Raw genomic sequence first — 19,316 nt, 5'->3', positions numbered from 1 at the left:
TATGCCATGCCCCCACCCGCACATGTGACCAACGGCCCGGGCGCGATGCTGGTCTCCCAAATAATCTGGGGAGATACAGATACCCCGGGAGGTATTTCATGAAACTGCTCGTCATTGGTGGCGTCGCCGCCGGAGCGTCCACCGCAGCCCGTGCCCGCAGGCTCGACGAAGACGCCGAGATCATTGTCTTCGAGCGCGGTCACCACGTGTCATTCGCCAACTGCGGACTCCCATACCACGTGGGCGAAGTCATCGCTGATCGCGACCGGCTCCTCCTACAGACCCCCGAAAGCTTGCGTGAATCACTCAACCTTGATGTCCGCGTAGGGACTGAGATTGTCTCGATTGACCGAACCGCGCAAACTGTCACGGCACGTGAAGTGGACAGTGGGCGCGAGTACACCGAGTCTTACGACTCCTTGGCTCTTTGCATGGGCGCCGAGCCCGTGCGCCCACCGCTACCCGGCATTGACCACCCGGCCGTAGACGTCCTGCGCCGCATAGGCGACATGGACCGAATCAAGTCACGGCTCGACGGTGCACTCGCCGCCCAAAGGTCAGGCTCACGCGGCACCGTGTCCGCCGTCGTCGTGGGCGCCGGGTACATCGGCCTTGAAATGGCTGAGAACTTGCACCACCGCGGCGTCAAGGTCGACGTCGTGGAGGCCGCGAACCAAATCCTTCCTCCCGTGGACCAGGACATCGCCGCCCCCGTGGACCAACACCTCCGCTCGCGCGGCATCGACCTTCACCTGTCCACCAAGGCCGCAGCATTCCAGCCGCTGTCCGACGGGGACGGCGCCGATCGCGTCTCAGTGGAACTCGACAAGGGCCAGACCCTCGCCGCTGACCTCGTCATCCTGGCCGCCGGGGTGAAGCCCGCGGTCGGCCTTGCCGTCGCCGCGGGTCTGGAGCTCGGGGACCACGGCGGGATCAAGGTGGACACCGGAATGAGGACTTCGGATGCGCACATCTGGGCCGCGGGTGACGCGGTTGAGACGCCCCACCCTGTACTTCCAGGGTCTCATCTAGCGCCACTGGCAGGGCCCGCCAACCGGCAGGCCCGGGTGGCTGCAGAGAACATCTGCGGACGCTCCACGTCCTACGACTCCACACAGGGCACCAGCATCGTCAAGGTCTTCGACATGGTTGCGGGTGGAACCGGCGCCACATCACGCCAACTCGATGCCGCTGGCATCGAGTACCGCATGGTGCACGTGCATCCCTCCGGCCACGCTGGCTACTACCCGGGCACCGCCATGATGCACATCAAGGTGCTGTTTGCCCCGGACACCGGCCGGATTCTGGGGGCCCAGGCCTGTGGATTCGACGGAGTCGACAAACGCCTCGACCTCTTTGCCATGGCTATCCGTGCGGGACTCACCGTGTTTGATCTCGAAGAACAAGAACTGGCCTATGCGCCACCCTTTGGTAGCGCGAAAGACCCGATCAACATGGCCGGCTTTGTCGCCTCCAACGTCATCCGTGGAGACCTGGAGCTCTGGTACGCCGAGGACTTCCCCCAGACCACCGTGGGCGCTCGCATTATTGATGTCCGAACCCCCGAGGAGTACGACCTCTGGCACATTCCCGGCGCCGAGTCGGTGCCCTTGGACACCTTCCGCGAGGCTGTCTCTGGATGGGACACCACCCAGCCTATGCGCGTGTATTGCGCGGTGGGATTCCGCTCGTACCTGGCACACCGCATTCTGGTGCAAAACGGGTTCACTGATGTAGCCACACTGTCCGGCGGGTCCACCACCTTCAAGCACGTACACGCCGGGGCCGAGCCCGCGGCGGAGCCACTACCCCCGATGGAGAACTACGCGGAGAAGATCTCAGTAGCCAGCGCGGTAGCGGTCGCCACGGGGAAGACACAAGACCTGGACTGCACCGGTCTGGCGTGCCCTGGTCCCATCATGCGGTTGTCTTCGACCATGAAGGAGGCGAGCGTCGGTGACGAGATCCGTGTGACCGTATCCGACCCCGGGTTTGCGCTGGATGGTCCCGCATGGGCCTCCAAGAACGGCCACACCGTGGTCTCCATGGACCCGAAGGGGTCCGGGTTCGTGGCCACGTTCCGCAAGGGAAGCTTGGCGCCTGTCGCAGCATCGGCCGTCCACGCCACACCAAAGACCTCGATGGTGGTCTTCAGCGGAGACCTCGACAAGGTACTTGCCGCTTTCATCATCGCCAACGGCGCGCTCGCCATGGGCCAGGAGGTCTCCATGTTCTTTACCTTCTGGGGCCTCAACTCACTCCGCCGCAGCGACCCGCCTGCGCGCGACAAGTCCGGCATGGAGAAGATGTTTGGTGCCATGATGCCGCAAGGTGCGGACAAGCTCACCTTGTCACAAATGCACATGGGTGGCGCTGGTACCAAGATGATCAAGAACGTGATGAAGCAGCATGACGTGCAGTCCCTGCCCGAACTCATTGCGGCGGCTCAGGCTAACGGTGCACGCCTCATCGGATGCACCATGACCATGGACCTGCTGGGAATCGCGCAGTCTGACCTTTTGGATGATGTGGAACTAGGTGGCGTGGCAACGTTCCTGGGCGAGGCTCAAGAATCCGGAACAACACTCTTTATCTAGTCATGAGGCGCGCCGGAGCTGCACGGACAGGACTTACCTCTCGTGGCTCAGGCCCACAGCCCGCGCTTGATGAGCAGGTCCTTGAGTAAATCGGCCCGGTCGGACACGATCCCGTCGACGCCCATATCGAGCAAAGTCTCCATATGCTCGACGCGATTCACCGTCCACACGTGAACCTCCTTGCCCGCCTCCTGAGCCGCCTTGACCTGACGGGGGAACAGGATCGGGAAGTTGCCGCGACGCCACGGAATCTGCAAGGCGTGAACATCGCCCAAAGTCTTCGCAGCATCGGCCCCAACCCAGGTTCCCAGCCACCACGCGATCGCTTCACGTTCAGCCGCCGGCATGCCGACGGGCTTGCTCAGTAGCGCCACTGTCTCGCGGCGCCGGTCGGCGCTGAAAGATCCAAGGCACACGCGGTCGTGCGACTTGGTGCGCTCAATCGCCTTTGCCACAGGGCCGATGCCCGAGATCCCTTTGACATCGATGTTCACCTTGACGTCGGGCCAGGTGGCGAGGACGTCCTCGAGCTTGGGGACCGGCTCAATCCCGCCAATGCGCGCTACCTTCACCGACGACCATTCGCGTTCGGCCACCAACCCAGTGGCGTCCGTGGTGCGATCGAGCGTCTCATCGTGGAGGGCGACCGCCGCGCCATCGGCAGTGCCGTGGGCATCCGTCTCGAGATAGCCGTACCCGAGGTCGACGGCCGCTTGAAAGGCCTTCATCGAATTCTCGAGGCCCTCCAAAGAGAAGCCCCGATGCGCCAGAGCTACGGGCTTGCCACCGTTGTCGAAGTAAGGATGCTTCATCCCACGACTGTATCCACGAACCTGCCCACCGCGTCGAGGTAAGCCGCCCGAGGTTCATTTTCCGACATCGTCAGATCGTGGATGGCACCAGGGACGATGAGGTGCTGGACATTTTCGCCAAGACCCGCGCTGTAGCGGCGCACGGCGTCAACATCGACAACCGTGTCCTGGCTTCCGTGGTGAGGGTTCTCGAGCCTGTCGGGTCCGCTCGTGTCGGAGGTGGCCACCAGAATCGGCACCGAGATCTCGAGCCCCTCGCTGACTCGACGTTGCGCCTGACCGGTGGCCGCAACCCAGCCGGCCGTGGCGCCCACTCCGTCTGGCCGCTTCCACGCGGTGTCAAAGTCCCAGCCCCGGTTGATTAGGCCAGTGGTGTACGGCGAGGGAGCAGGCACCACGACCTGGCGCTCACGGACGCGCGCAATACCGGGGACGATGCGCATCGCGGCCTTCTGCCACCCCGGCAGAACCAAACCGTAAAAGGGACCGTCCAAGATTAGGCCGGCCAGAGCATCGGCCGGATTGTCGTGGGCCCACACCGTCGTGGCCAAAGCCCCGGTCGAGTGAGCGTGCACCAGCAGAGGGAGGTCGCCAAGGCCGCGCTCACGAGCATCGGTGACCGCGGCTTCAGCGGCGTCCCCGATGTCCTCCCCGAGTTCACGAATGTGGCCGATGTGATGCGGCTGATTGCCCTCCCTCAGCGAACGGCCAGCCCGGCGCATGTCCACCGCGTACACGGCGCATCCATGCTTGGCGAGGTGCCCGGCGAGCTCCACGCCAAAGAAGTAGTCGTTGTATCCGTGCACCACGAGCGCGACCGCACGCGGCTTGTCGGGAACGGCAATGCTGCGGACCAAGGTTCGCTCGAGCGGTCCGTCTCCCAACCCGTCGGTCGCGCTGCGGGGCGCTCCAAGGGATGCGGACTCGTAGCCGTCGAGGATGTCGTCGTTCCAGGCAAGCGTGCTCATGACACGACACTAGCGGCGCGACCTGGCATGACGCTCAGGTGAACAATCCCCCGCGCGCCCGCCACCTACCCGCAACCTGACCCCGGCACACTGTCTCTCATGAGCTCTGACGATGACGTTCTGCCCGCCGTGGCCGATGCCCCCGGGCATCCCAACGCCGACACCGCGCCGCGCAAGCAAGTGTGGGCGTGGGCGTTGTGGGACTGGGCGACGCAGCCGTTCAACTCCGTCATCATCACGTTCGTGTTCACGGCGCTGTACCTGACGTCGGACAGCTTCATTGATCCCGAGATCGTCGCGCTAGGGGAGGACTCCCCGGAGTACCTCGATGCGTCGGCGGCGTTGGACGCGAACCTGGGGTGGGGCATCACGGCCGCTGGAATCTTGGTCGCGCTTCTCGCTCCGGTTCTAGGACAACGGGCCGATGCTGCGGGTCGCCGCAAGTCGTGGCTGGGTGTCATGACGCTGGTGCTCGTGGCGTGTGTGGGTGGCCTGTACTTCGTGGAGCCGGCGCCCGACATGTTCTGGCTGGGAGCCGGGCTGATCGCGCTGGGCTCGATCGTTGCGGAGATCGCGAACGTGAACTACTACGCGATGATGACGCAGGTGTCGACACCCAGCACCATGGGCCGGGTGTCCGGTCTGGGCTGGGGCCTGGGGTACATGGGCGGCATCGTGGCGCTCGTGATCGTGGTGGTCCTGGATACGTTCTCGTGGTTTGGCATGGACACGTCCGAGGGGATGGCCTACCGGCTCATCGCCGTGGGCTGCGCGGTGTGGACGCTGCTGTTCGCGTGGCCGCTGTTCGTCTACGTGCCCGAGTCCAAGGTCAAGCGCCGGCCCACCGTGAGCCTGTGGCGCGGGTATGCGGTGCTGGTGGGCGACCTCAAACGCCTGTGGAACGAGGCGCGCGCCACCTTGTGGTTCTTGCTCGCCTCTGCGGTGTACCGCGACGGGCTCGCCGGTGTGTTCACCTTTGGCGCGATCATCGCCGCGAAGGCCTTCGGGTTCTCCGATCAGCAGGTCATCATCTTCGGTATCGCCGCGAACCTCATTGCCGGTGTCTCCACCATGATCTTTGGCCGATTCGACGACCGCTGGGGCCCGCGCCGAGTCATTGTGTTGGCGCTGGCGACCATCGTCGTGGCCGGAATCGTGATCGTCGTCTTCTACCAGGTCGGCACCATCGTGTTCTGGATCTGCGGACTCATCCTGTCCGGGATGGTGGGGCCGGCTCAGGCCGCGTCGCGTTCGCTGCTTGCGCGGCTGTCACCGGCGGGGCGCGAGGCGGAGATGTTCGGCCTGTACGCGACCACGGGACGCGCTGCCTCATTCATGGCGCCCGCGATGTGGGCGTTGTTCATCTCGATCTTCGGTGCGACCATCTGGGGCACGGTGGGTGTGATCACGGTCGTGGCCGTGGGACTGGTCCTGCTGCTCCTCGTTCGCACTCCTGCGGACCGCGGCGTTGCGGCGCAGTCGGCCGCCGCTTCCTAGGCCCTCCGGGTCCCGAACCGCTGTACGCGAGGCGACCCCAGCATCGGCCCTGCTCCCTTGGGCCACCACCGCTGAGCCGCTCCGAAACGCCGAAACCCTGGCTGCCGCTTCAACGAAAAGCGACGGCCAGGGTTCGAGGCGGGACTCAATCCCGCCGAGTATGTACGGCTAGGGGTTAGGCGTCGGTGTCCTCCTCGGACTCCGTAGCAACCTCAGCTGCTGGGGCGGTCGCCGCGTCCGGGGTCACCGGTGCGTCGTCGTCCTCAGCCTCGGCGGCCTCGACCTCTTCTTCAACCTTGCGCTCGACGTTGCGTGCGATGCCGATGATCTTGTCGTTCTTGGCCGGCTTGGCGAAGATCACGCCCATCGTGTTGCGACCCTTCGCGGGAACCTCCGACACATTGGAGCGGACGACCTTGCCCGAGGACATGATCACGAGGACCTCATCGGTCTCATCGACCAGCAGGGATCCGACCAGGTCGCCGCGCTCATCGGTCAGCTTGCCGACCTTGACGCCCAGACCACCGCGGTGCTTCGCATCCCAGGCCGATGCTGCGGTGCGCTTGGCATAGCCGAGTTCGGTGACGACGAAGGAGTAGGGGCCGTCCGAGACGTTGACCTCGTCGCCGTCCTCGTCGGTCACCGTGCCGTCGGCATCGGTTCCCTCGGGGACGTCGGCGGGGATGACATCGAGCGCGAGGAGCTCGTCATCGTCGCGGAAACTCATTCCCTTGACGCCAGAGGTTGCACGGCCGGTGGCGCGGATCTCATCGTCGGTGGCGTGGAAGCGCACCGACTGACCCTTGCGCGACACCAACATGAGGTCGTCCTCGGGAGCGACCAGTCGTGCGGACACGAGCTCGTCGGGACGCATCTGCCCGTCCTCACCCTCGACGTCACGCAAGTTGATTGCGATGAGGCCGGCGGAGCGGTTCGAGTCGTAGTCCTCGAGGCGCGTCTTCTTCACGAGTCCGCGCTTGGTGGCCAACACCAGGTACGGCTTGTCCTCGTAAGAGCGCAGGTCCATGACCTGTGCGATCTCCTCGCCCGGCTGGAAGGCCAGCATGTTCGCGACGTGCTGACCCTTCGAGTCACGGCCGCCCTCGGGCAACTCGTAGCCCTTCACGCGGTAGACGCGGCCAAAGTTCGTGAAGAACAGCAGCCAGTGGTGCGTGGTGGTGACGAAGAAGTGCTCGACCATGTCGTCGCTACGGAGCGTGGCTCCACGAACGCCCTTGCCGCCACGCTTTTGCGCGCGGTACTGGTCAGAGCGGGTGCGCTTGGCGTAGCCGCCGCGGGTGATCGTGACGACCACTTCTTCCTGGGCGATCAGGTCCTCGACATCGACGCTGCCGTCGAATGGCGAGATCTCGGTGCGACGCTCGTCGCCGAACTTCTTCACGATCTCTGCGAGTTCGTCGGAGATGATCGTGCGCTGACGGACCTCGGAACCCAGGATGTCCTTGAGGTCCTCGATCTCTTCCATCAACTTGTTGTAGTCGGCTTCGATTTTCTGGCGTTCCAGCGCTGCCAAGCGGCGGAGCTGGAGGTTCAGGATCGCGTTCGCCTGTACCTCGTCGACGTCGAGCAACTCGATCAGGCCGGAACGGGCCTCGTCGACGGTGGGCGAGCGACGGATGAGCGCGATGACCTCGTCCAGAGCGTCGAGCGCCTTGACGTATCCGCGCAGGATGTGGGCTTCGCGCTCTGCCTCGCGCAGTCGGTAGACCGTGCGACGCTGAATGACGTCGATCTGGTGGGAAATCCAGTGGCGCACAAACGCATCGAGGGGGAGTGTGCGCGGGACGCCGTCCACCAGCGCCACCATGTTGGCGCCGAAGGTGTCCTGCAACTGGGTGTGCTTATAGAGGTTGTTGAGCACGACCTTCGCGACGGCGTCACGCTTGAGCACGATGACCAGACGCTGACCGGTGCGGCCGGAGGTCTCGTCGCGAATATCGGCGATTCCTGCGAGCTTTCCGTCCTTGACGAGTTCCGCGATCTTCAACGCGAGGTTGTCAGGGTTCACCTGGTACGGCAGCGCGGTCACAACCAGGCACTGACGTCCCTGGAGTTCCTCGACGTTCACGATGGAGCGCATCGTGATGGATCCACGACCCGTTCGGTATGCCTCGTCGATACCGCGGCGGCCCAGAATCATTGCGCCGGTGGGGAAGTCGGGGCCCTTAATGCGCGCAATCAGCGCTTCGAGGAGTTCGTCCTTCGTGGCCTCGGGGTGGTCGAGCGACCACTGCACGCCCTCGGCAACTTCGCGGAGGTTGTGTGGCGGGATGTTTGTCGCCATACCGACCGCGATACCCGCGGAACCGTTGACCAACAGGTTGGGGAAGCGAGCGGGAAGAACCACCGGCTCCTGGGTGCGACCGTCGTAGTTGTCCTGGAAGTCGACGGTTTCCTTGTCGATGTCACGGACCATCTCCATGGCGATGGGCGCCATGCGGGACTCTGTGTAACGGTGGGCAGCAGCGGGGTCGTTACCGGGGGAACCGAAGTTTCCTTGGCCGTCGGCCAGTGGGTAGCGCAGCGACCAGTCCTGCACCATGCGCACGAGGGTGTCGTAGACCGCGCTGTCACCGTGCGGGTGATAGTTACCCATCACTTCGCCGATGATGCGGGTGCACTTGGAGTACGCACGGTCAGGGCGGTAGCCGCCGTCGTACATCGCGTAGATCACGCGGCGGTGGACCGGCTTCAGACCATCGCGTACGTCCGGAAGGGCACGGCCGACGATGACGGACATGGCGTAGTCCAGGTAGGACTGCTGCATCTCCACATTGAGATCGACCTTGTCGATCTTGCCGTGGTTGTGGACCTCAGATGTCAAGGAACCTCACGTCCTTCGCGTTGCGCTGGATGAAGCTGCGGCGCGACTCAACGTCGTCGCCCATGAGAATGGAGAAGGTCTCGTCGGCAAGCGCCGCGTCCTCCATGGTGATCTGGAGCAGGGTGCGGGTCTCGGGGTTCATCGTGGTTTCCCACAATTCCGAGTAGTCCATCTCACCCAGACCCTTGTAACGCTGAATGCCGTTGTCCTTCGGGATCTTCTTGCCCGAGGCCAGGCCGTCCTTGAGTGACTGATCACGCTCGCGGTCGGTGAAGACGTACTCGTGATCCGAGTTGTTCCACTTGATCTTGTACAGCGGCGGCTGTGCGAGGTAGACATAGCCGGCCTCGATGAGCGGTCGCATGTAGCGGAACAGCACCGTCAGCAGGAGGGTGCGGATGTGCTGGCCGTCGACATCAGCGTCGGCCATCAGAACGATCTTGTGATACCTCGACTTGTCGAGCTCGAACTCGTCGCCGATGCCAGAGCCAAAGGCCGTGAACAGCGCCTGGATTTCCGTGTTGCCCAGAGCCTTGTCGAGGCGCGCGCGCTCAACGTTCAGGACCTTTCCGCGCAGCGGCAGGATCGCCTGCGTCGCGGGGTTGCGTCCACGCACGGCCGAGCCGCCTGCGGAGTCACCCTCGACCAGGTAGATCTCCGAGATGCTGGGGTCCTTTGACGAGCAGTCACGCAGCTTGCCGGGCATTCCTCCGGACTCGAGGAGCCCCTTACGCCGGGTGGCTTCGCGTGCCTTGCGGGCAGCCATGCGTGCCTGCGACGCCTGCATCGCCTTGCGAATGATTTCCTTGGCCTCGTTCGGGTGCGAGTCGAACCAGTCAGTAAGCTGCTCGCCCACGATCTTCTGGACAAAGGTTTTCGCCTCGGTGTTGCCGAGCTTGGTCTTGGTCTGACCCTCGAACTGCGGCTCGCCCAGCTTGATCGAGATAACCGCGGTCAATCCCTCACGGACGTCGTCACCGGTGAGGTTGTCGTCCTTTTCCTTCAGGAGGTTCTTGTCGCGGGCGTAACGGTTGATCAGCGACGTGAGCGCCGCGCGGAAGCCCTCTTCGTGGGTTCCACCCTCGGTGGTCGAGATCGTGTTCGCGTAGGAGAACACCGACTCCGAATAGGCGTTCGTCCACTGCATGGCGAGCTCAAGCGAGATCTTCCGCTCGGTGTCCTCGGCCTCGAGCGCGACAACGTCCTCGTGCACCCGCTCCGACTTCTTGGTGTCGTTGAGGTGGGTGACGTAGTCGATTAGACCGCCGTCGTACTTGTACGTCAGCGAGCGCGAGGTAGGAGCGTCTTCGTCGCCGCCCGTCTCCGTGTCATCCGACACCGTGACGTGGTCAGGGCGCTCGTCGATCAGCGTGATGGTCAGACCCTTGTTGAGGAATGCCATCTGCTGGAAACGCGCGCGGAGAGTCTCGAAGTCGTAGTCCGTGGTTTCGAAGATCTCGTCATCGGCCCAGAACGTCTGCTGGGTTCCCGTGATCTCGGTCGCTTCTCCCTTTTCCAGGGTTCCCTGAGGCTTGCCGCCCTCAGCGAAGGTCTGGCGCCAGACGAATCCTTGACGCTTCACTTCGGTCTCAACGCGCGAGGACAGAGCGTTCACGACGGAGATACCGACACCGTGCAAACCGCCGGAGACCGCGTAGCCGCCGCCGCCGAACTTTCCACCCGCGTGCAGGATCGTCATGACGACCTCGACGGTGGGCTTGCCCTCCGTGGGGTGCATGTCCACGGGGATACCGCGGCCGTTGTCCTCTACGCGGACGCCGCCATCTTCAAGAAGAGTGATGGTGATTTGGTCGCAATAGCCAGCCAAAGCTTCATCGACTGAGTTGTCGACTACCTCGTAGACCAGGTGGTGAAGACCACGCTCGCCGGTCGATCCGATGTACATACCGGGGCGCTTGCGGACGGCCTCGAGGCCCTCCAAGACGGTGATGTTCTCGGCACCGTACGCAGGCTGCGCCTCGGACGCGTCGTTCTGGGCCACAGATTTCGCCTTTCACGGGACTCACGCGGCCTCAGACGGGACGCGATGTATTCCGGGCTATTCTAGCGCGTTCCAGGGCCGATCTGGGAGCGCTGGGGGGGTGTTCTCACCAACTCGTGCCACTCAGATCGCAGGGCCAGCGACCCAAGACGCCCATATGACGCACTCGGGCCCACCGACAAGAGAAGTCGGTGGGCCCGAGTGGCAAGGAAGGGAGCTAGATCAATACGTCAAAGCCCTGACGCGAAAAACACCATGTTTTCCCCCCACAAGCTCTCTACGGTTACGAGGTCCGGGGTTACGCCGGTGGGCAAGCCGATGGTGTTGTAGAACTTCATAGTGGTGCCAGCCGTCGCTTCAAGATCGATAATGCTTCTATAGTCCTCGAACGCCGAGTGATCGGTCGCGATCCCAAAGGTGTCCTCGACTGTCGCTCCATCGGCCATCCAGCCAATGGTGGGGAAAGTCACCCAAGAGGAGGTGTCTCCCTCCGAAATGACTGTGGGCGTTGCCGTGCCGAGCAGCACCGCGACCTCTCCACCGTCGTAACCGTCTGTCAACTCAATGGAATCTAGTGTCAGTTCCCACTCATCACCGAGCGATTCAAAGGTCCACACGGTGCCATCTCCGATCGCGGCTGGGCTGTCGAGGCTTCCCAAATTGGAGCCGTCGTCACCCGCCTGCGCTTCCGATGCCACATCTTCGGAGGATTCTGCGTCACCGGCGTCACTAGTGTCACTAGCTTCTTCTTCCTGAGAATCCTCGTCTACCGGCTGACTTGATTCCACATCATCGACAGTAGATTCGTTGAGCGCGCTGTCTACCGCACCTACGCCCAAAGCCGTTGAAGCAAACCCGAAGATAATGGACAAAACACTCAAAATAGTGGCAATGATCGCCATCACCTTGCCGCCTGCTGTCCCCTTGAAAGACTTAATCATCGCGATGATGCCAAAAACCAACGCCACAATCGCGATCAAAATTGATCCAATTGATAGGAACGGGATCCAAGACCCCAAGATGGCAACGATACCCAAGACCAGGGCTGTTATGGCGAAGCCCTTTTTTGCTTTTTCAGTCTCGGGTGGGGGGTACTGACCCGGGGGAGATGGGGGCATGGCGGCAGGCGTGCTATCCGTGTTTTCGGTCATCGTGTTTCCTCAGCAGAAGTTCGGTCAGGGACAGAAATCTCATCGAACAGATAGGGCCGTGTCCGATATTCACTCCTAGCCCGTAGATAATCGTGGCTCGAAGTGAACAAGAGTGAGGCTAGCGAAGGTAATTTTCCCTTGTCAATGACAACATTTCTTTGAAACATCAACCATAGGTGTCACGTGGACCGCGTCCCTTGACGGTTCTGGGGCCCTTGGTCCACGACCGCGAGGTCGGACCCTTGATTTTGAGTTCGCGGACGATTTCTCGTCCGAACTCTTCATTGATGCGGTGCCTTAACTGTCCGTTCATAATCTGCAACTGCGTGGCCCACGCCGTCGATTCAGCGCGCACAGTCAGAATTCCGTCATCGAAAGTCAGCGGTTCGCACTTGTCCGCGATCTGATCCCCGACAACCTCGCGCCACCGGCCAATGACCGACGCCATCTCGATTTGCTCGCTCCACCCCATGCGCCGAAGGAGGGCGTTGACGGCATCCGACATGTCTTGGGGGTCACGCCCTGAAGTGAAAGGTTGTGAGTCTCGGCGCTTTTGCTCTTGTTGCCGCCGCGCAGCGCGCGGCGCCGTTCGGTATGCCCCACGTTGCCGGGCCGATGCTCGGGCTCGCTCCATCGCTTGCTTCGCCAACTCGCTGCCCGACTGGTGATCGACGGGATCGGCAAGCGCAGCATCGTCCCTGTTCAAGGGTGGTTCCGTGGCGTCACTGTCTTGCGGCGGGCGTTCTTCCTCAGGCATCTCGCGACACCGCGCCAGTCGTCACCGTCAACACATCGCCCTGCAGCTCGATCGGCACATCCTCAGCGACAGCTGCGGTGATGAGCACCTGGGACGCATCGACGAGCGAGGCAGCAAGGGCGCTCCGGCGACCCGAGTCGAGCTCGGCGAAGACATCATCCAAGATCAGCACCGGTTCACCATCGTCATCGGAGTCCGGGCCGTCATCGTCCGTCAGCAGCTTGTAGGAACCGAGTTTGAGCGCCAGCGCGCACGACCACGATTCCCCATGGCTGGCATATCCCTTGGCCGGCAGTTCCCCGAGGTTGATCACGAGATCGTCGCGGTGCGGGCCGGCCAGGGTGACTCCGCGATCAATTTCCTTGGGTCGCAGTTGGCGCAAAATCTCGAGTAGTCGCGCGCTGATGGCCGATGCTGTGGTCGCGTCCTCGCCCACCACGTCTTGCGTACTTGCGTAGGTGATGGAGCAGTCGCCACCTTCGGGAGCCACGGCCGCGTATGCCTCAGCTACGTATGGCGCAAGTCGCCGCACAGCTTCAAGCCGCGCTGCGATGATTTTTCCGCCCAAGTCAGCAAGCTTTTCATCCCAGATATCGAGCATCGTGAGATCGCCACGTGCATTCTTCGCGGTCTTCAGCATTGACGATCGTTGGCGCAGGACCCGGTCATAGTCACTGAGGTCGCCGCCCAACCTGGGATGCAGAGCAACGATGAGCTCATCAAGAAAACTGCGACGACCGCCAGGGTCACCTTTCACCAATGCGAGATCCTCCGGCGCAAACGTCACCGTGCGCAGCGTTCCCAGGATGTCGCGCGGCTTCGCGATTGACCGACCTATGCGCGCGGTGTTCGATTTACCAGGCACCATGGTGACTTCGAGGGCGAGCGAGCGTCCTGCTTTCTCGACGCGCCCTCGCACGATTGCACGCTCAGCACCGGCTCTAATCAGCGGGGCATCGGATGCAACCCGGTGCGAAGACAGGTGCGACAGGTACCGAACCGCCTCGACCACATTGGTCTTGCCTTGCCCGTTGCGTCCCACCAACGTGGTCACGCGGGGACCGAACTCAATATCGACCGCCTCGTACGAGCGGAAGTCGACAAGGCTCAGATGCGTGACGCGCATCGCCTAGGACTGAATGCGAATGGGGACCAGGAGGTAACGGAACTCGGTGGCAAGGTCGCCGCCCGGCTCGGACAAGCCCACGAACTCAACAGGCTTGGTGTCTTGAGTGAAGCCCAGGCGCACATACTCGCTGCCCAACGCGCTCAACCCGTCGAGCAGGTACTGGGGGTTGAAGGCGACCGTGATGTCGTCGCCCTCCAAGGTGCACTCGAGAGCTTCAGATGCTTGAGCATCGTCCGTTTGCCCGGCGTCCAAGGTGACTTCGCCCTCGGCAAAGGCCAAGCGCACCGCGGAATTGCGCTCCGTCACGAGCGCGACGCGTCGCGTTGCCTCGATGAGGTCCGTCGTCTTGACGACCGCAGTCGTGGGGCTCTCATCAGGGAAGAGTCGGCGAACCTGCGGGTAGTCGCCGTCCATGAGGAGTGATGTGGTGACGAGTCCGCCAGCTTCGAAACCGATGAGGTCAACACCCTGACCCGAGCTCAGCGCAACGGTGACGTCCCCAGCCCCAAGAGCCTTTGACGTGTCGCTGAGGGTCTTCGCGCGCACCAATGCGACCGCAGACACGTCAGCCGCGGACGGCTTCCACGTGAACTCGCGCAACGCGAGACGGTAGCGGTCGGTGGCGAGCATCGAGATGTTTGAACCTTCGATCTCCATGCGCACGCCGGTGAGGATGGGGAGAGTCTCGTCCCGCGACGCTGCAGACGTGACCTGGCTCACGGCCTGCTGCAAAGTCGCGCCGTCGAGAGTTCCGGACTGCTCCGGAAGCTCAGGGAGTTCCGGGTACTGATCGACGGGCATGGTCGCCAACGTAAACCGGGAGGCGCCGCAGGTCACGGAAACCTTGGTGCCCTCAAGCGAAAATTCAACGGGCTTGTGGGGCAGTGCGTTGGCGATCTCCTTGAGGAGACGACCCGATACGAGAACCTCGCCTGGCGCTTCGACATCGGCGGGGAATTCGCCCCGTGCTGACACTTCGTAGTCGAAGCTCGAAACCCGGACAGAACCCTCGTCATCCGCCACGATGCGGACTCCTGCGAGCACGGGAACAGGCGGGCGCGCTGGAACGGCGCGCGATGTCCAAGCAACGGCATCCGCAAGGACGTCGCGATCGACGGTGAATTTCATGGTCACTCCTCAGATTCTGTCGCACAGACTACGCCACCACAGGGGTGTGACAAGTGGTGGCACACAGGTAGCCGGTCAAGCGAGTTCGGACGATGAAGGTCCATCGTGTGGATGGGGAAATTACAAGAGTGAGTAGTTGTCATAGGGGCGGTGGAAACTGGGGAGAACTGGTGTTGTCCCTGATATTTGTGATTCTCAGGCTGTGTAGGTGCTTGGGATAGACCCACGGATGAATGACAAGAACCGGTGGATGGCCGGACCTGGCTCACAGGAAACATGTAGTTCTGCACAGATCCGTCCCTGTGAGTGCCCGTCTGTATCCACGGCCATCCACAACTTTCTCCACAGGTGTGTAGTACGCACCTATCCCGGCAAATCTGATGGGTGGAGGCGCTCAACCGCGTTGTTGTTGCTTGATGCGAGCGTGAATCTCGTTGACCTGGTTGTACATCTGACGGCGTTGAGCGATCTGGTCTTCGACCTTCTTGACGGCGTACATCACCGTGGTGTGGTCCTTGCCACCGAAGTGTTCGCCAATTTTCGGAAGCGACAGATCGGTGAGCTGACGGCAGAGGTACATCGCGATCTGACGTGCGGTGACGTATACCCGCGAGCGACTTGTGCCCGTGAGTTCCTCCATCGAGATGCCGAAGTAGTCGGCGGTGGTGCCGATGATGGATGACGCCGTGATCTCAGAGTCGTCGTCCGAGATCAGATCCTTGAGCACTACTTGAGCGAGAGAGAGATCCACGGGCTGCTTGTTGAGCGCAGCAAACGCCGTCACGCGGATGAGTGCACCCTCGAGTTCACGAATATTGCTCGTGATGTTCGATCCGATGTACTCGAGAACGTCCGGCGGTGCTTGGACATCGTCGGCTGCAGCCTTCTTGCGCAGGATGGCAATTCGCGTCTCTAGGTCTGGTGGCTGGACGTCCGTCATGAGGCCCCATTCGAACCTCGTGCGCATGCGCTCCTCGATGCCGTCAAGGTTGCGAGGACTGACATCGGACGTGATCACGACGTGCTTGCCTGCATTGTGCAGCGCGTTGAACGTGTGGAAGAACTCTTCGAGGGTCTGTTCCTTGCCCTGCAGGAACTGAATGTCGTCGATCAGCAGTACATCGACCTCGCGGTACTGGCGCTTGAAGCTCAGCGAGCGGTCATCACGGATCGAGTTGATGAAGTCGTTGGTGAATTCTTCGGAGTTGACGTACTTGACGCGCGTTTGAGGCTTGAGGTGCCGGGTGTAGTGACCGATTGCGTGGAGCAGGTGAGTCTTTCCGAGGCCGGAGTCGCCATAGATGAAGAGCGGGTTGTACGTTTTACCAGGAGACTCAGCGACTGCTAGAGCAGCTGCGTGCGCGAAACGGTTGGAAGAACCGATCACGAAAGTGTCGAACGTGTAGCGCGGGTTGAGATGGGGGTCTTCAACCTTGGGCTGTGCCCGCTGGGGCGTAGGTTCTGGACGGCTCTCCCGAATGGGCTCGTCATCATCGCTGACAATCGGCGCCGACGGAGACTTCACAGATGAGTCAACAGTGACACCGATCCGGACCGAGCGGCCTAGTGCCTCGGACAGTGCTCCCGTGAGCGGATCACGAAGAGTGGTTTCCACGTAGTTCTTGGTGAAGTCCTCAGCAACGGCAAGGAAGACGTTGTCCTCAACAATCGCCAGCGGTTTGATCAACCGGATAAAGGATTGGTGCTGAGCAGTGAGCTTGTCATCTGCGAAAAGTCGCTGAGTCGCACGCGACCAGACCGCTTCCATAGACTCAGCGTCGGTATCCCCGGCCATTGGCCCTCCTTCAGGTGTGGATATCCACACTGTTGTGCACAGCCGGTTGATACTGTGTCACGCATTCGTTACCCACGCACGGCGTGTCGATACACGCGGTGGGCTCCCGTCTGGGGGAGCCTATCTTGTTCGTCGACTCCGACCAATGCGCAGCGGCCAATTTGACCCTGGCTCCGCAGGCGCGTAACGTTAGTGCGCTGATTTGACTACATAAATTTCTACGCATGGAGTGACCCGTGAGCAAGCGGACTTACCAGCCAAACAACCGCAAGCGCGCCAAGACGCACGGCTTCCGCCTGCGCATGCGCACCCGCGCCGGACGCTCGATTCTCGCGACGCGCCGCCGCAAGGGCCGCGCGAAGCTTTCGGCGTAAGGTGCTTCCGGCCGCCTCTCGAATGACCTCGGCAGCGGACTTTAAGTCCGTGATGCGCCGGGGCACCAAGAGCGGCCGGCCCACCGTCGTCGTTTACCTTAAGCAAACCGGCAATGCGAACAGCATCGCCGGTTTCGCTGTATCCAGGGCTATAGGAGGTGCCGTGATCCGCAACCGCGTCAAGCGACGTTTGCGAGCGATCATGGCTGACGTGCTCCCTACCCTCCCTACGGGCTCCGCGGTCGTTGTTCGCGCGCTCCCCCGGTCGGCAACCACCGATTACCAGGGATTACGTGGGGATGTCGTGAGTGGTCTTGACACCTGTCAACGCAAGGCGGCGCTCGTATGACGCCTGCACAGCTGTGGAGCGCCATACTTTCGTTGCCGCAACTGGTGTTGATGGGATTGATCCGCCTCTACCAAGTGACGATCTCTCCGATTCTGGGCCCTCGGTGCAAGTACTATCCGTCGTGTTCCCACTACGGGCTCGATGCAGTGCGTGTTCATGGCGCACTCATCGGCCCGGTGCTGGCTGCGTGGCGGATTTTGCGTTGTAACCCGTGGAGTCATGGTGGGATTGACGATGTCCCCGCCAAGGGATCTCCGCTTTTCCGCCGCCGTCAAGAGACTTCCACTGAGACTGCTGTCTCACTGTCGACACCCTAAGGACGTCACTTCCGCATGTTTGACACGATCATGTATCCACTGGAGTGGTGCGTCGCCAACATCATGGTGGCGTGGCACTGGATGCTCACTGCCGTGGGCCTCCCCTCCGACTCGGGTGCCGCATGGGCATTGTCGATCGTCGGCCTCGTTGTCACGATTCGTATTCTGCTGATCCCGCTGTTTGTGAAGCAGATCAAGTCGCAGCGCGCAATGCAGCTGCTGGCGCCGGAGATGAAGGAGATCCAGGCGAAGTATCGAGGAAAGAAGGACCAGGCCTCGAAGGAGGCGATGCAGCGTGAGACGATGGCGCTGTACTCCAAGCACAAGACAAACCCGTTCTCCTCGTGCTTGCCAATCCTCGTGCAGGCCCCCATCTTCTTCGCACTGTTCCGCGTGTTGAACTATCGAATTGAGGGCGTCGATGAGGCGAAGCCCATCGGTATGCTCACCGAAGAGCTTGCCGTAGAGGCTCACGACGCGACCATTTTTGGCGCGAAACTGTCTGACAGCCTGATCGGTACCTGGGGTGATGGTGACCCTGCGGCCATCATCGTCTCAATCGTTCTGATCATCATGATGGTGGCAACCACCTTCATCACACAGCACCAGATCACGCGCAAGAACATGCCGGCATCTGCGCTCGAAGGCCCCATGGCTCAGCAGCAGAAGGTGCTGATGTACGCGCTGCCCTTCATCTTCGTCATCACGGGCCCCAATTTCCCGGTTGGTGTGTTGATCTACTGGACCACGACCAACCTGTGGACACTCGGACAGCAGTACTACGTCATCAAACGCAACCCCACTCCCGGGTCGGAAGCAGAGAAGGCGTACAAGGCTAAGCAAGCTGAAAAGGCGAAGCGCAAGGGCCAGGTTATTGAGGGCACCAGCGAAGACGTGACGACGATTGAAGCGCCGGAGCCGCGCCAACGTCAACAACCCAAGAAGTCTGGTACACGGTCACAGCGCAAGAAGGGGAGCGCTAGCCCGAACCAACAGCCCAAGGATTCGCAAGACAAGACTTCCGCCGATGAAGGCGAGAAAAAGGATGACGATGACTGATCAGGACAAGTCCGCACTCGAGGCGGAGGGCGACGTCGCCGCCGATTTCCTCGAGGAACTGCTCGACATTCTGGACATGGACGGCGATATTGATATCTCCGTTGAGGCGGGACGTGCCAAGGTCGCAATCGTGGCTGATGGCCCCAACCAGGATCTGAAGCGTCTGGTTGGCCCCGACGGTGAAGTGCTTGATGCGCTCCAGGACCTCGCGCGGCTCGCAGTGCAGTCGGACACGGGGCAGCTCAGCCGCTTCATGCTTGACATCGCAGACTTCCGCGCGGGACGCCGGGAGCGCCTCGCCGAGCAAGCGCGCGTCGCGATCGGCGAGGTGCGTGAGTCCGGCGTCAAGAAGGCTCTGGAGCCGATGAATGCGTTCGAGCGTAAGGTCGTTCACGACGTGGTGCTCGAAGCAGGTCTGGTATCCGAGTCCGAAGGTGAAGACCCGCACCGTCACGTAGTGGTTCTTCCGGCCGAGGGCTAGGGCGTTTCACGTGAAACATGGTTCATAGTTTCACGTGAAACGATGACAACAGCGA

The 19,316-nt window shown here is 61.9% G+C and carries 16 protein-coding genes; 7 read left to right on the top strand and 9 right to left on the bottom strand.

Annotated features, from left to right (window positions below):
* Positions 1-98 precede the first annotated feature (98 nt).
* Entirely contained in the window at positions 99-2,597 is a 2,499-nt protein-coding gene (locus AOP74_RS05305) for an FAD-dependent oxidoreductase (RefSeq protein WP_061961294.1), read from the top strand.
* 47 nt (positions 2,598-2,644) lie between these two features.
* Here the strand turns inward: AOP74_RS05305 and AOP74_RS05300 are convergent, their stop codons facing one another.
* Both AOP74_RS05300 and AOP74_RS05295 read right to left on the bottom strand, forming a co-directional pair.
* Positions 2,645-3,409 (bottom strand): glycerophosphodiester phosphodiesterase family protein, encoded by a 765-nt coding sequence (locus AOP74_RS05300; RefSeq protein ID WP_061961293.1) that lies wholly within the window; start codon positions 3,407-3,409, stop codon positions 2,645-2,647.
* Positions 3,406-4,377: an alpha/beta hydrolase gene (locus tag AOP74_RS05295; protein WP_061961292.1), complete on the bottom strand. Its 972-nt coding sequence runs from the start codon at positions 4,375-4,377 to the stop codon at positions 3,406-3,408. The genes AOP74_RS05300 and AOP74_RS05295 overlap by 4 nt, the downstream gene beginning before the upstream one ends.
* A 99-nt stretch (positions 4,378-4,476) precedes the next feature.
* Between AOP74_RS05295 and AOP74_RS05290 the strand changes: the two genes are divergently transcribed.
* Positions 4,477-5,874 carry an MFS transporter gene (locus AOP74_RS05290; RefSeq protein WP_061961291.1) on the top strand — a complete coding sequence of 466 codons (1,398 nt, stop codon included), beginning with the start codon at positions 4,477-4,479 and terminating at the stop codon, positions 5,872-5,874.
* A gap of 175 nt (positions 5,875-6,049) precedes the next feature.
* On the opposite strand, the gene gyrA is transcribed toward AOP74_RS05290, so the two are convergent.
* The 7 genes from gyrA to dnaA all read right to left on the bottom strand — a co-directional run bounded on the left by gyrA (position 6,050) and on the right by dnaA (position 16,681).
* The gene (gene gyrA / locus AOP74_RS05285) at positions 6,050-8,662 is read right to left on the bottom strand and encodes a DNA gyrase subunit A (protein ID WP_082096187.1); all 2,613 of its coding nucleotides are present in this window, start codon (positions 8,660-8,662) and stop codon (positions 6,050-6,052) included.
* 46 nt (positions 8,663-8,708) lie between these two features.
* Positions 8,709-10,721, bottom strand: coding sequence for a DNA topoisomerase (ATP-hydrolyzing) subunit B (gene gyrB, locus AOP74_RS05280; RefSeq protein ID WP_061961289.1), 2,013 nt, complete (start codon positions 10,719-10,721; stop codon positions 8,709-8,711).
* A gap of 230 nt (positions 10,722-10,951) precedes the next feature.
* Positions 10,952-11,872: a DUF4190 domain-containing protein gene (locus AOP74_RS05275; RefSeq protein ID WP_152649179.1), complete on the bottom strand. Its 921-nt coding sequence runs from the start codon at positions 11,870-11,872 to the stop codon at positions 10,952-10,954.
* 166 nt (positions 11,873-12,038) lie between these two features.
* A complete protein-coding gene (locus tag AOP74_RS12045; protein WP_082096012.1) occupies positions 12,039-12,629 on the bottom strand; it encodes a DciA family protein in 591 nt (196 codons plus the stop codon).
* Entirely contained in the window at positions 12,622-13,755 is a 1,134-nt protein-coding gene (gene recF, locus AOP74_RS05265; RefSeq protein WP_061961286.1) for a DNA replication/repair protein RecF, read from the bottom strand. The genes AOP74_RS12045 and recF overlap by 8 nt, the downstream gene beginning before the upstream one ends.
* A 3-nt stretch (positions 13,756-13,758) precedes the next feature.
* Positions 13,759-14,886, bottom strand: a complete 1,128-nt coding sequence (dnaN, locus tag AOP74_RS05260) for a DNA polymerase III subunit beta (protein ID WP_061961285.1) — start codon at positions 14,884-14,886, stop codon at positions 13,759-13,761.
* Positions 14,887-15,280: 394 nt separating this feature from the next.
* Positions 15,281-16,681 (bottom strand): chromosomal replication initiator protein DnaA, encoded by a 1,401-nt coding sequence (gene dnaA, locus AOP74_RS05255; protein WP_061961284.1) that lies wholly within the window; start codon positions 16,679-16,681, stop codon positions 15,281-15,283.
* 236 nt (positions 16,682-16,917) lie between these two features.
* On the opposite strand from dnaA, the gene rpmH reads away from it, so the two are divergent.
* The 5 genes from rpmH to AOP74_RS05235 are packed head-to-tail and all read left to right on the top strand — an operon-like array spanning position 16,918 to position 19,261.
* Positions 16,918-17,055: a 50S ribosomal protein L34 gene (gene rpmH / locus AOP74_RS05250; protein ID WP_061961283.1), complete on the top strand. Its 138-nt coding sequence runs from the start codon at positions 16,918-16,920 to the stop codon at positions 17,053-17,055.
* 1 nt (position 17,056) lies between these two features.
* Positions 17,057-17,404 (top strand): ribonuclease P protein component, encoded by a 348-nt coding sequence (gene rnpA / locus AOP74_RS12425; protein ID WP_082096011.1) that lies wholly within the window; start codon positions 17,057-17,059, stop codon positions 17,402-17,404.
* Positions 17,401-17,721: a membrane protein insertion efficiency factor YidD gene (yidD, locus tag AOP74_RS12040; RefSeq protein ID WP_082096010.1), complete on the top strand. Its 321-nt coding sequence runs from the start codon at positions 17,401-17,403 to the stop codon at positions 17,719-17,721. The genes rnpA and yidD overlap by 4 nt, the downstream gene beginning before the upstream one ends.
* Before the next feature lie 15 nt (positions 17,722-17,736).
* The gene (gene yidC, locus AOP74_RS05240) at positions 17,737-18,780 is read left to right on the top strand and encodes a membrane protein insertase YidC (RefSeq protein ID WP_082096009.1); all 1,044 of its coding nucleotides are present in this window, start codon (positions 17,737-17,739) and stop codon (positions 18,778-18,780) included.
* Positions 18,773-19,261, top strand: a complete 489-nt coding sequence (locus AOP74_RS05235; RefSeq protein ID WP_061961281.1) for a Jag family protein — start codon at positions 18,773-18,775, stop codon at positions 19,259-19,261. Before yidC ends, AOP74_RS05235 begins: the two co-directional genes overlap by 8 nt.
* The last annotated feature ends 55 nt before the right edge of the window (positions 19,262-19,316 follow it).

It is taken from the genome of Demequina flava (genome assembly GCF_000975035.1).
Classification (GTDB): Bacteria; Actinomycetota; Actinomycetes; order Actinomycetales; family Demequinaceae; genus Demequina; species Demequina flava.
This window is presented reverse-complemented; position numbering and strand designations above follow the sequence as displayed.